Below are 12,552 nucleotides of genomic sequence, written 5' to 3'. Positions count from 1 at the left end.
CATGAACGACCACCACGTGTACGACTACGTCGTCGTCGGCGGCGGCACCGCGGGTTCCGTGATCGCCTCCCGGCTGACCGAGGACCCCGACGTCAGCGTCGCCGTCATCGAGGGCGGCCCCAGCGACGTCGGCCGCGACGACGTCCTCACCCTGCGCCGCTGGATGGGCCTGCTCGGCGGCGAGCTGGACTACGACTACCCCACCACCGAGCAGCCCCGGGGCAACTCGCACATCCGCCACAGCCGTGCGCGGGTGCTGGGCGGCTGTTCCTCGCACAACACCCTCATCGCGTTCAAACCCCTTCCCTCCGACTGGGACGAGTGGGCGGAGGCAGGCGCCGAGGGCTGGGACGCGGCAGCCATGGATCCCTACTTCGCCCGGCTGCGCAACAACATCGTCCCCGTCGGGGAGGCGGACAGGAACGCGATCGCCCGGGACTTCGTCGACGCGGCGCAGACCGCGCTCGGTGTGCCGCGCGTCGAGGGCTTCAACAAGCGGCCCTTCCACGAGGGCGCCGGCTTCTTCGACCTCGCCTACCACCCGGAGAACAACAAGCGCTCGTCCGCCTCGGTCGCCTACCTGCACCCGTTCCTCGACCGGCCGAACCTGCACCTCGCCCTGGAGACCTGGGCGTTCCGGCTGGAGCTCGAGGGCAGCCGCGCCACCGGCGTGCACATCCGTACCAAGGAGGGCGCGGAACACGTCGTACGCGCCCGGCGCGAGGTCCTGGTGTGCGCCGGGGCCGTGGACACCCCGCGCCTGCTGCTGCACTCCGGCATCGGGCCGCGCGCCGACCTGGAAAAGCTCGGCATCCCCGTCGTGCACGACCTGCCGGGCGTCGGGGAGAACCTGCTCGACCACCCCGAGTCGGTCATCGTCTGGGAGACGCACGGCCCGATCCCGGAGAACTCCGCGATGGACTCCGACGCCGGCCTGTTCGTCCGCCGGGACCCGCAGTCCGAAGGCCCGGACCTGATGTTCCACTTCTACCAGATCCCCTTCACCGACAATCCGGAGCGCCTGGGCTACGAACGGCCCGCGCACGGCGTGTCGATGACCCCGAACATTCCCAAGCCGCGCAGCCGCGGCCGGCTCTACCTGACGAGCGCCGACCCCGAGGACAAGCCCGCGCTCGACTTCCGGTACTTCACCGACGAGGACGACTACGACGGCCGGACCCTCGTCGACGGGATCCGCATCGCCCGGCAGATCGCGGCGAGCGAACCGCTGGCCGGATGGCTCAAGCGCGAGGTGTGCCCGGGGCCCGAGGTGACCTCCGACGAGGAACTCAGCGCGTACGCACGCCACGTCGCGCACACCGTCTACCACCCGGCGGGCACCTGCCGGATGGGCGCCGTGGACGACGAACTCGCCGTCGTCGGGCCCGACCTGAGGATCCGGGGCCTCGACGGCATCCGGATCGCCGACGCGTCCGTATTCCCCACCATGACCGCCGTCAACCCGATGATCGGCGTGCTCATGGTCGGCGAGAAATGCGCCGACCTGCTGGGAGGAACCACCCGATGACAACGCAGCACACTCCGCACACCGCCCCGCCGCAGCCCGTCTTCTCCGTACGCGACCTGTGGAAGGTCTTCGGTCCGAAGGCCGGCCGTGTCCCCGCCGACAAGGAACTCGGGGCCCTCGACGCCGCCGGGCTGCGCGAGCGCACCGGCTGCACCGCCGCCGTCCGCGACGTCTCCTTCGACGTCCGCAAGGGCGAGGTCTTCGTCGTCATGGGCCTGTCGGGCTCGGGCAAGTCGACGCTCGTACGCTGCCTCACCCGGCTGATCGAGCCGACCTCGGGCACCATCTCCATCGACGGCGAGGACGTGCTCTCCATGGACACCGGCCGGCTCCGCGAGCTGCGCCGGCACCGGGCGGCGATGGTCTTCCAGCACTTCGGGCTGCTGCCCCACCGGACGGTGCTCGACAACATCGCCTACGGGCTGGAGATCCAGGGCGTGGGACGCGCCGAACGGCGTGAGCGGGCGGCGCAGTTTGTCACCAAGGTCGGCCTGGAGGGCATGGAGCAGCGCAGGCCGGGCCAGCTGTCCGGCGGCCAGCAGCAGCGCGTGGGCCTTGCCCGGGCGCTCGCCGTGGACCCCGAAGTCCTGCTGTTCGACGAGCCGTTCAGCGCGCTGGACCCGCTCATCCGCCGCGACATGCAGGAAGAGGTCGTCCGCCTGCACCGGGAGGAGGGCCGCACGATGGTCTTCATCACGCACGACCTGAGCGAGGCGCTGAAGCTCGGGGACCGCATCGCGCTGATGCGCGACGGCCGGATCGTGCAGCTCGGCACGCCGGAGGAGATCGTGGGCGCCCCCGCCGACGACTACGTCAGGGACTTCGTCCGGGACGTGCCGCGCGAGCAGGTGCTGACCGTCCGCTCGGCGATGCGCCCCGCCCTCGCCGCCGAGGCCGAATCCGGCCCCGCGCTCGCCCCGGGTGCCACCGTCCACGAGGCCATCGAGGCCGTCGTCCGTACGGGCGTGAACGCGCGGGTCGTCGAGGATGGCAGGTGCCTCGGTGTGGTCGACCACGTGGGACTCCTGGGTGTCGTTGCCGGGGTACCGGCCGCGACGGGGAAGGCGGTGGCCTGATGTATTCCCATACGACCTGGCCGCCGCCGTGCGGCACGACCGGCGCCGGCGCCGTGCCGGCCGACGCCGGGCGGTGGGGCCGATGACCGCCACCGTCACCCCCGCTGCTGCGAGCTCCACGACCACCGCCACCGACGCCGGGCCCGGTGTGCTGCGTGCGCTCGCGCGCCACCGCGGCCGGCTGGTCGGCGCCGGCGCGGCCCTCGCGCTCGTCCTCGGTTCCCTGCTCCTGGGCGCCGGGAACTGGCCGGCCTCGCTCTCGGTCGACCTGTCGGGACCGCTCGAGCGCACCAGCGACTGGATCATCGACAACCGGGACGGACACCCCCTCTTCCTCTACTTCCTCGGGCACGTCAGCAACGTCGTGGTCGTCTCCGTCCGCGCGGTGTACCTGCTGCTGCTCGCCCTCGGCTGGGCCGGCGTCACCGCCGCCGCCGGGCTGCTGGCCTGGCGCGTCGCGGGCGTCCGGCTCGCGCTGGCCTCCGTCGCCGCCTTCGCCGTGTGCGGACTGCTCGGCATGTGGGTGCCCGCCATGCAGACGCTCGCGCTCATGGTGGTCGCCGTCGCCGCGTCCGTGCTGCTCGGTGGCCTCCTCGGACTGGCCGGCGGCCTGTCGGACCGTATGCACCGGATCCTGCGGCCGGTGCTGGACACCATGCAGGTGCTGCCGGCCTTCGCGTACCTCCTGCCGGTCGTCCTGGTCTTCGGTATCGGCGTGCCCGCCGCCGTCCTCGCGACCGTCGTCTACGCGGCCCCGCCCATGGCCCGCCTCACCGCGCTGGGACTGCGCGGCGCGGACGCCGGGGTCGTGGAGGCCGCCACCTCCCTCGGCGCCACCGGCAGGCAGCGGCTGCTGACGGCCCGGCTGCCGCTGGCGCGCAAGGAGCTGCTGCTCGGCGTCAACCAGTCGATCATGATGGCGCTGGGCATGGCCGTGATCGCGTCCGTCATCGGCGCGGGCGGTCTCGGCGACCGCGTCTACCAGGCGCTGGCCTCCGTCGACGTCGGCGCCGCGCTCGCCGCCGGCGTGCCGATCGTGCTGCTCGCCATCGTCCTGGACCGGGTCACCGCCGCGGCGGGGGAGCGGATCGGCGCGGCTCCGGCCCGCCGGGCCGGGCTCGGCTGGGCCGTCGCCCTGGTGGCGACCGTCGCCGTCGCCGTCGCGGGGCGCCTGTCCGACCGGCTCTCCTGGCCCGACGCGTGGACGGTGGACATCGCCGAGCCCGTCAACGGGGCGGTCGACTGGATGACCGCCCACCTCTACTCCGGCGTGCCCGTCGTCGGCGGCACCGCCGACTGGGCGGGGCACTTCACCACGTGGGTGCTGAACCCCCTGCGCGACGGACTGCAGTGGCTGCCCTGGTGGGCGGTCCTGCTGGCCGTCGGCGCCCTCGCCCTGCTGATCGGCACCTGGCGCACCGCCGCGACCGCCGTCCTGGCGATGGCCGCGATCGGCGTGCTGGGCGTCTGGGACCCGGCGCTCGACACGCTGTCCCAGGTCCTGGCCGCCGTCGCCCTGACGCTGCTGCTCGGCTTCGCCCTGGGGGTCGCCGCGGCCCGCAGCACCCGTCTGGGGCGCGCGCTGCGTCCGGTGCTCGACGTCTTCCAGACGATGCCGCAGTTCGTGTACCTGATCCCCGTGGTCGCCCTGTTCGGTGTGGGCCGGGCCCCGGCGGTCGCGGCCGCCGTGGTCTACGCGCTGCCCGCGGTGGTGCGGATCACGACCCAGGGCGTGCGCGCGGTGGACCCGGCGGCTCTGGAGTCCTCGCGCTCGCTGGGCGCGACCGGGCGCCAGCAGCTGTTCCAGGTCCAGCTGCCGCTGGCCCGGCCCGCGCTGCTGCTGGCCGTCAACCAGGGCGTGGTGCTGGTCCTCGCGGTCGTCGTCATCGGCGGCCTCGTGGGCGGCGGGGCGCTCGGGTACGACGCGGTGTTCGGTCTCGCACAGGGCGACCTGGCGACCGGTCTGGTCGCCGGTGCGGCGATCGTCTGCCTCGGCCTGATGCTCGACCGCGTCACCCAGCCGACACAGCGCCGCGACCCCGCCGGAAAGGGGGCCTGACATGGCTCGCACACGCTTCGCACTCGGCGGCTGCGCACTCGCCGCCGCACTCGCCCTGACGGCCCTCACCGGCTGCGGCGCCGCCGACATGACCCGCCAGGCCTCCCCGTACGCCGACGCGAAGGGCTCGCGCACGGTGACGCTCTCCGTGCAGTCGTGGGTGGGCGCGCAGGCCAACGTCGCCGTCGCCCAGTACCTGCTGGAACACGAGCTCGGCTACCGGGTGGACACCGTCCAGATCGACGAGGTACCCGCCTGGGACGCGCTCAGCCAGGGCCGGGTGGACGCCATCCTGGAGGACTGGGGCCACCCGGAGCAGGAGAAGCGGTACGTCGACGACAAGGGGACGATCGAACCCGGCGGCGACCTCGGGGTCACCGGCCACATCGGCTGGTTCGTGCCGACGTACTTCGCCGAGGAACACCCGGACGTCACCGACTGGAAGAACCTCAACAAGTACGCCGACCAGTTCCGTACGGCGGAGAGCGGCGGCAAGGGCCAGCTGCTGGACGGCTCCCCGTCCTACGTGACGAACGACAAGGCCCTCGTGAACAACCTGGGCCTCGACTACCAGGTCGTCTTCGCGGGCTCGGAGGCGGCGCAGATCACCCAGATCAGGCAGTTCGCCAAGGAGAAGAAGCCGTTCCTGAGCTACTGGTACAAGCCGCAGTGGCTCTTCGAGAAGGTCCCGATGACGGAGGTGGAGCTGCCCGCCTACCAGGAGGGCTGTGACGCCGAGCCGGAGAAGGTGGCCTGCGCGTACCCGCACACGCCGCTGCAGAAGTTCCTCAACGCCCGCTTCGCCGATGGCGGAGGCGACGCCGCCGCCTTCCTGAAGAAGTTCCGGTGGACGACGCAGATGCAGAACGACGTCGCCCTGATGATCGCGGACCAGAAGCTGTCGCCGCAGGAGGCGGCGGGCCGCTGGGTGAAGGAGAACGAGGCCACCTGGCGGGCCTGGCTCCCGTCCTGACGCAGGTGCGCCCGGAGGGGGATCTCCGCGATTCCCCTCCGGGCACCCGACCTCCCTCCCGGGCTCAGCTGCGGACCGGGGTGAGTACCACGAAGTCCGCGTTCGCGGGGTCGAGGCAGACGGCGAGCCGGCCGACGCCCTCGGCATCGTCCGGCCCCATCTGCACGCTGCCGCCGTTCTCGATGACCCTGGCGACCGCTGCGTCGCAGTCGGCGACGGCGAAGACGGGGTGCCAGTACGGCCGTCCGCTCGTGAGGGTCAGGTTCTGCGCGGGCAGCTGCATGAGGCCGCCGTGCATGCGCTCCGCGGGAAGTCCGGCGGGAGTGATGAGGGTGTACGTGCCCCCGCCGCCGCCGGGCATGTCCATGTCGCTGAACTGCCAGCCGAAGACGCCGCCGTAGAACTCCTTGGCGGCCGCGGCGTCGCTCGTGTACAGCTCGGTCCAGCAGAGTGAGCCCGGCTCGTCCACGAGCTCGGCGCCCTTGTCCGTTCCGGGCTCCCAGACCGCGAACTGTCCCCCCAGCGGGTCGCTGTACTGCGCCATCCGGCCCCAGTCGTCGAGACCCCTCGGAGCCACCCGGACCGTGCCGCCCGCGCGCTCCACCGCCTGGGTGGCGGCATCCGCATCGGCGACGCGGTAGTAGATCATCCAGGCCGGGCGTGCGCCCTCCTCGGTGAGCCGGCCGAGCCCGGCGACGACCTTGCCGTCCTTCCGGAACATCCCGCCTTCCATGTCCTCCGCCTCGCCCATGGACTCGTAGTCCCACCCGAGGACGGCGCCGTAGAAGGCCGCGGCCGTCCGGACGTCGGGGGCGCCGAGGTCGAGCCAACAGGGGGAACCGGGCGCAAAGTCAGTGGTGATCATGCCCATGCCTTTCAGGGGTCCTGTACGACCTCAGGGTGGCACCGGACACCGGCCGTCGCCCGTCGGCCGGAGTGGCACGGCGTCCCGTCCGAGGCTCGGTGCAGGACGTGCTGGAGGCAGACACCCCGGACGCCCCGCGGTTTCTCGGGGCGGCACTCCTCCACGACCTCGCACTGCTCCCCTCGTACGCGGTGACCGACCGGGCCGTGCAGGTGCCGTTCAGGGGCAGGGCGGGCGCCGGGGACGGGCCGCCGGGCCGGTGGGCGCTGATCCTGCGCCGGGTCGGCCACTGCTCGGCGGCCACGGGGCTCCCGGCCGACGTGTTCCCGGGGCCCCGGCAACGAGCGGCGCGCCCCGGCGCCCATTCATGCATATCGCCTTGAATTCGCCTCGAGCCGCTCTCGGAATCAAATCCAGAGATACATCAGCAGCGTGATCGTCCGGCAACTGTCCTGCTAAATTGCCGGATTCATGAACTGTTGTTCGTGATAGGTATGAACGAATAGGCGAGGCAAAGGAACTGACTCGGCCTCATGCTCCCGTGACCTCATCGACCGTAAGGGAATTACCGTGCCGGCACACCAGAAGCTCTACCTTCGCCCGTCCGTGGTTCCTCAACCCCTGCTGCACCGCTGGTACGCGTGGCCCTATCTCCTGGCGCCCCACACCGGAGCCCTCAATCTGCGGGACCGTCTGCTGCCCATCGTGGACAGCTACTTGAAGGCACCTCACCTCCACGACGCGGTCATCGCGGACCCGCACCGCTACGGCGCGCCCTTCCTCGACCCCGACGGCGCCACCCTCGAGGAAGTCCGGGCGGCGCGCGAGAGCATGGTCAAGGAAGGCGGGGCCAAGCTCCAGCTCGCCGACGACATAGCCGAGCTCCGTGCCCTGCTGCGGGAGAAGGCCCTCGGCGGGCCGATGGAGCCTCTCTATCCCCTGGTCCCCGCCTCCCTGCGCGGGCGGGTCGAGCTGGTGTACGACACGGCCCATCGGCCCACCTTCCGCTTCTTCGAAGCGCTGATGTACAGCTCGCCCGCGCAGGAGCGCCACGGTCAGTGCGTCTCTCTCACCGCCGCCGCACCGAGCGCCCAGCCCTTCGTCTACAGCAGTCCCGTCCTGCCGCGCCCCGACCGCCTGGACATCGATCTGCCCTTCGACTCCCCGGTGTGGGACGAACTGTTCGCGGCGCGCCTCGACCCCGTCGACGTCCCGCAGCTCGCGCAACGCCTCGGGGTCTGCGACGCCGACCTCCCGGCGTTCACCGCGCTGTTCCACGACACGCCGCCGCCGCAGCACACCCCGCCCGCGCCCGGAGACGTCCGGGTGCGGTACTTCAACCACGCAACCGTGCTGATCGAGACCGGCACCACGTCCGTCCTCCTCGACCCCCTCATCGGCTACACCGGCGACGGTTACGAGCACTACACCCTCGAAGACCTCCCCCGGCACATCGACGCGGTCGTCATCAGCCACTTCCACTCCGACCACTTCTCGCTGGAGACCCTGCTCCAACTCCGCACCCGCATCGGCACGATCGTCGTTCCCCGCGCCTCCGGCGGATCGCTGCCCGATCCCAGCCTCAAGTCCATGCTCCAGGCCCTCGGCTTCTCCAACGTCCAGGAGCTGGCCGAACTCGAGACCCACCGCGTGGCCGACCAGGTCGACGTCACCGCCCTGCCCTTCGTGGGCGAGCACGCCGACCTCGACATCCGCACCAAGATGGTGCCCCTCGTCCGGGCCGGCGGCCGCAGGTTCCTCTTCGCTACCGACATCACGCCGCTCGAGCCCGCGCTGTTCGACAACATCCCCGGCCTCACCGAGACTCCCCTCGACGCGCTCTTCATCGGCCTCGAGTGCGTCGGAGCCCCTCTGAAGTGGCTGTACGGGCCGATGCTCGAAGGAAAGCTCTCCCGTGAGCACAACAACGGGCGCCGGCTCAAGGGCAGCAACGCGGCCCAGGCCGACGAGCTCGCCCAGCAGCTGGGCGCCCGTCACGTCTACGCCTACGCGATGGGCCTCGAGCCCTGGCTCAAGCACCTCACCGGCTCCGAATACGACCCCGAGGCCGAACAGGTGCAGCAGGCCGGCGTCCTCACCCGGCTGAGCGCCGAACGCGGCATCACGGCCGAGCTCCTGCGCGACCGGGCCGAGCGCATCTGGCCGGCCGTCGGCCCGGCGAAGCCGTAGGCCCGGGCGGCCGCCGTGGCGACCGGCGCACCGTCTTTCCACTCGAGTGTGAATAGAGGGCGCTTCGATCGGCGGCGGCTACGCTTTTCTAATCGAGAATTTACAGTAATTCGGCAGGGGGCGTTTGTTGATGAAGCATGGCGATCCGAAGACTCTGACTCTCCTTTTTGAGGAATGTGCCAGAAGGTTGCCGGATCATACGGCTCTGGAATTCGAAGGTGAATTTTTGAGCTACGGCGAGCTGAATCGCCGGGCAAACAGGCTGGCACACCACCTGCGGGACACCGGCGGTGTCCGCCCCGACGACCGGGTGGCGATCCTGGTCCGGCATCCCCCGGACGTGATCATCGCCATGCTGGCCGCCCTCAAGGCCGGCGGTGCCTACGTCCCCCTGGACCCCGACAACCCGCCCGCTGTGACCCAGCGGATCGTCGAGGCCGTGGCACCCAGGGCCATGGTGATCGAGTCGTCCGCGGCCGCCGGCGCGATGTTCTTCAACGGCGAGCTCTTCGTCCTGGACGTCATGGGCGGCGCCCTCGACACACCGGACTCCGACCCCGAGCCGGTGGCCACGCCGTCCGATCTCGCGTACGTGGTGTACACCTCGGGCACGACCGGGAACCCCAAGGGCGTGGCCGTCGAGCACCGCGCGATCGTCAACACCTTGGCGTGGCGCAATGCCTATTACGGGTTCGGTCCGGAAGACGTGACGCTGGCCATTCCGCGGCCGTCTTTCGACAGTGCGGTGGTGGACACCTTCTCGGCCCTCACCTCCGGTGTGCGTCTGCTCCTGCCGCGCCGGGACCGCATCACCGACCGGCATTACCTGACCGGTCTGATGGAGCACCGGGGCGTCACCCACTTCCTGATCACCCCCATGCTCTACAAGCGCCTCCTGGAAGGCATGGAAGCCCAGCGGGTGAAATCCCTGCGGTGCGTCACGATCGCCGGTGAACGGTTCACGACGAGTCTGACCCAGGAACATTTCGAGCGCGTTCCGCAGGTGCAGCTGTTCAACGAGTACGGACCCTCCGAGAACGCCGTCTGCTCCACGGTCCACCGCCTCGCGGCCTCCGACCAGCGCGTGCTCATGGGCAAGCCGATCGAGCACACCGAGGCGTTCGTCCTCGACGAGGACGGCGCGCCCGTGCCACCGGGCGGCATCGGGGAGCTCCACCTGGCCGGGGCGGGCCTGGCCCGGGGCTACCTGGGCGATCCCGAGCTGACCGCGGAGCGGTTCTTCACGCCGGCCTCGTCCGCCGCCGCCGGGAAGCGCGTCTACCGCACCGGGGACATCGTCCGGCTGCACGGCAACGGTGACCTCGAATTCATCGAGCGCCGGGACGGCCAGGTGAAGATCCGGGGCCGCCGGGTCGAGTTGGGCCACGTGGCCCAGGTCCTCTCGCAGGACGCCGCGGTCGGCCACGTCCACCTGCTGCGCCACGCCACCGACTCCGATACGCCCCTCCTGATCGCCTTCGTCCAGGGGCCCGGCGCCGACGAGATCGACCGGCTGCGCGCGATGGCGCAGGAGAACCTGCCGGAGTACATGGTCCCGTCGGCGATCATCCCGGTCGACACCGTGCCGCTCACCCGCCACGGCAAGGTCGACGACAAGGCCCTGGTGGCCCTGTACGCGGGCGCCGTCGGCCAGGGCGTGGACGGTCCGGAGCCGGCGACGGAGGTCGAGGCCGCGCTCCTCGAGATCTGGCAGGAGCTGTTCGCGCCCCTGCACATCGGCCTGGACGACGACTTCGTGGACCTCGGCGGCGACTCCCTCAGCGTGATGGACCTGCTCTCCCGCGTGGAGACGCAGATCGGGGTCCAGCTCGACGTCTCGGACCCCTACACGGACCGGACGGTCCGGAGCCTGGCCCTCAACATCGAGAACCGACAGAACGACAAGGTGGGTACAAAGTGAGCAGGCAAATCGGTACTGACTCCGTGTTCGGCGGTGTCGACTACGACGTGGTCATCGCGGGCGGCGGCCTGGCCGGGCTCTGCCTGGCCAAGCAGCTCAAGGACGCGCAGCCCGAGCTCTCCGTCCTCGTCTGCGAGCGCGAGCGCTCACCGATCCCGCTGTCCGCGCACAAGGTCGGCGAGTCCTCGGTCGAGGTGGGCGCGTACTACTTCCACCACGTCCTCGGTCTGTACGACTATCTGGAGGAGCAGCACCTCGAGAAGCTGGGGCTCCGGTACTTCTACGGCGGCGGCTCGGGCCTCCACGAGGAAGCCGAGTTCGGCGTCAACCGCTTCCTCCCGGCGAAGTCCTACCAGCTCAACCGCGGCTCCTTCGAGGAGCACCTGCGCGTGGTGGCGGCGGCTGCCGGGGCCGAGCTGACGCAGGGCGTCAAGGTGCTCGACATCGAGCTCGGCGAGCAGGACGCCCCGCACCGGGTGACGTACCAGGCCGTCGACGAAGAGGGCGCCCAGCCGGCCAGCGTCACCTGCCGATGGGTCGTCGACGCCACGGGCCGCCACCGGCTGCTGCAGCGCAAGCTCGACCTCACCAAGCGGTACCCCAAGCCCCACAACTCGGTCTGGTTCCGGCTCGAGGGCCGGCTCGACACCGACGAGGCGGTCGGCGCCGAGCACTCCGTCTGGCACGACCGCATCACCGAACCGCGCTGGCAGTCCACCAACCACTTCATGTTCGAGGGCGGCTGGGTGTGGGCCATCCCGCTGGCACCCAACCACACCAGCGTCGGCATCGTCGTGTCCGACGACCTCCACCCGGTCACCAAGTTCAACCGGATCGAGAAGGCCATCGACTTCGTCGCCGAGCGTGTTCCGGGCTTCGACCCCGCCATCCGCGAACTGCCGGTCCTCGACTTCCGCGTACTGAAGAACTACAGCCACTCCTCGCAGCAGGTCTTCTCGCAGGACCGCTGGGCGTGCGTCGGTGACGCCGCGGTGTTCGCCGACCCCTACTACTCCGTGGGGTCGAACCTGATCGGCTACGCCAACAGCTTCGTGACCGAGATGGTCGGCCGCGACGTGGAGGAGTCCTTCGACGAGGGCTTCGTGCGGTACGCCAACCGCTGGTTCCTCTCGCTCGCCGAGGGGCTCACCCTGAACATCCAGGGCTCCTACGCCTTCCACGACAACGCCGTGATCATGTCGCTGAAGACGATCTGGGACTACTACGTCGGATGGTCCTTCTCCGACCCGCAGTTCTACGGGAAGACCTTCCTGGACGAGTCGGCGAGCACGACGCTCAGCGCACTCGGCGCGCACGCGGTGGCGACCCAGGGCACCATCATGAACCTCTTCCAGGCCTGGGCGCGCAGCTACCGCGGCGTCTTCGCCTTCGACTACATCGACTACTACGACGACGTTCCCACGCTCGCCCGGCTCTTCGAGCAGAACCTGCCGGGTGACGAGGTACCCGCCTTCGGCACGGTGCTCACGAGCGTGCGCGACGGTCTGGACCGCATCGAGGAGCTGGCCCACGTCATCTTCTACCTCGCCCTCGAGGACGCTCTTCCCGAGCGCCTGGAAGAGATCCGCTCCCGGGGCTGGCTCAACGTGTCGGCGCTGAGCCTGGACCCGGAACGCTGGGAGCAGGACGGGCTGTTCGCGCCCAAGAGCCGGCCGCGGCTGGACGAGGTCAAGGTCCTGGAAGAGGAGATGCGGGCCCTGTACCGCACCTCGGCGCCCGCCGAACGGTAGACGGCAGACCACTCACCCGGGCGCGCGCACGGGTGAGTGGTCGAGCTCTGCCAGAGGCCCGCTGGAGTCTCAACTCAGCGGCGCTTGAAGGGTGTTGCGGGGCGTTCCCCGCTGTCGTAGCGTCGAGTGCATTGAATGCCTGGTACGTCGGAGTCAGCCGAGGTGGGCGACCTTCATGTCACCACCGCC

At 70.6% G+C, this 12,552-nt stretch carries 8 protein-coding genes; 7 read left to right on the top strand and 1 reads right to left on the bottom strand.

Going from position 1 to position 12,552, the window contains the following annotated elements; genetic code table 11:
• Nucleotide 1: 1 nt before the first annotated feature.
• The 4 genes from IF09_RS0117875 to IF09_RS0117860 all read left to right on the top strand — a co-directional run bounded on the left by IF09_RS0117875 (nt 2) and on the right by IF09_RS0117860 (nt 5,636).
• Nucleotides 2-1,528, top strand: coding sequence for a GMC family oxidoreductase (locus tag IF09_RS0117875; RefSeq protein ID WP_030296834.1), 1,527 nt, complete (start codon nt 2-4; stop codon nt 1,526-1,528).
• Complete coding sequence (locus IF09_RS0117870; RefSeq protein WP_037635244.1) at nt 1,525-2,604, top strand: quaternary amine ABC transporter ATP-binding protein; 1,080 nt, start codon at nt 1,525-1,527, stop codon at nt 2,602-2,604. The genes IF09_RS0117875 and IF09_RS0117870 overlap by 4 nt, the downstream gene beginning before the upstream one ends.
• Before the next feature lie 82 nt (nt 2,605-2,686).
• Nucleotides 2,687-4,663, top strand: a complete 1,977-nt coding sequence (locus IF09_RS0117865) for an ABC transporter permease subunit (protein WP_030296832.1) — start codon at nt 2,687-2,689, stop codon at nt 4,661-4,663.
• A gap of 1 nt (nt 4,664) precedes the next feature.
• On the top strand, nt 4,665-5,636 hold the full coding sequence (locus IF09_RS0117860; RefSeq protein WP_030296831.1) for an ABC transporter substrate-binding protein: 972 nt from the start codon (nt 4,665-4,667) through the stop codon (nt 5,634-5,636).
• Nucleotides 5,637-5,700: 64 nt separating this feature from the next.
• Here IF09_RS0117860 and IF09_RS0117855 read toward each other — a convergent pair whose 3' ends face one another.
• Nucleotides 5,701-6,501 carry a VOC family protein gene (locus tag IF09_RS0117855; protein ID WP_030296829.1) on the bottom strand — a complete coding sequence of 267 codons (801 nt, stop codon included), beginning with the start codon at nt 6,499-6,501 and terminating at the stop codon, nt 5,701-5,703.
• Nucleotides 6,502-7,071: 570 nt separating this feature from the next.
• On the opposite strand from IF09_RS0117855, the gene IF09_RS0117845 reads away from it, so the two are divergent.
• From IF09_RS0117845 to IF09_RS41820, 3 genes are all read left to right on the top strand, one after another.
• Nucleotides 7,072-8,691 (top strand): MBL fold metallo-hydrolase, encoded by a 1,620-nt coding sequence (locus IF09_RS0117845; protein WP_078613318.1) that lies wholly within the window; start codon nt 7,072-7,074, stop codon nt 8,689-8,691.
• A 130-nt stretch (nt 8,692-8,821) separates the two neighbouring features.
• On the top strand, nt 8,822-10,612 hold the full coding sequence (locus IF09_RS0117840; protein WP_078613317.1) for a non-ribosomal peptide synthetase: 1,791 nt from the start codon (nt 8,822-8,824) through the stop codon (nt 10,610-10,612).
• Entirely contained in the window at nt 10,609-12,363 is a 1,755-nt protein-coding gene (locus IF09_RS41820) for an NAD(P)/FAD-dependent oxidoreductase (RefSeq protein WP_106975087.1), read from the top strand. The genes IF09_RS0117840 and IF09_RS41820 overlap by 4 nt, the downstream gene beginning before the upstream one ends.
• The last annotated feature ends 189 nt before the right edge of the window (nt 12,364-12,552 follow it).

This window comes from Streptomyces katrae, from assembly GCF_000717655.1.
GTDB classification, from domain to species: Bacteria; Actinomycetota; Actinomycetes; order Streptomycetales; family Streptomycetaceae; genus Streptomyces; species Streptomyces katrae_B.
This window is presented reverse-complemented; position numbering and strand designations above follow the sequence as displayed.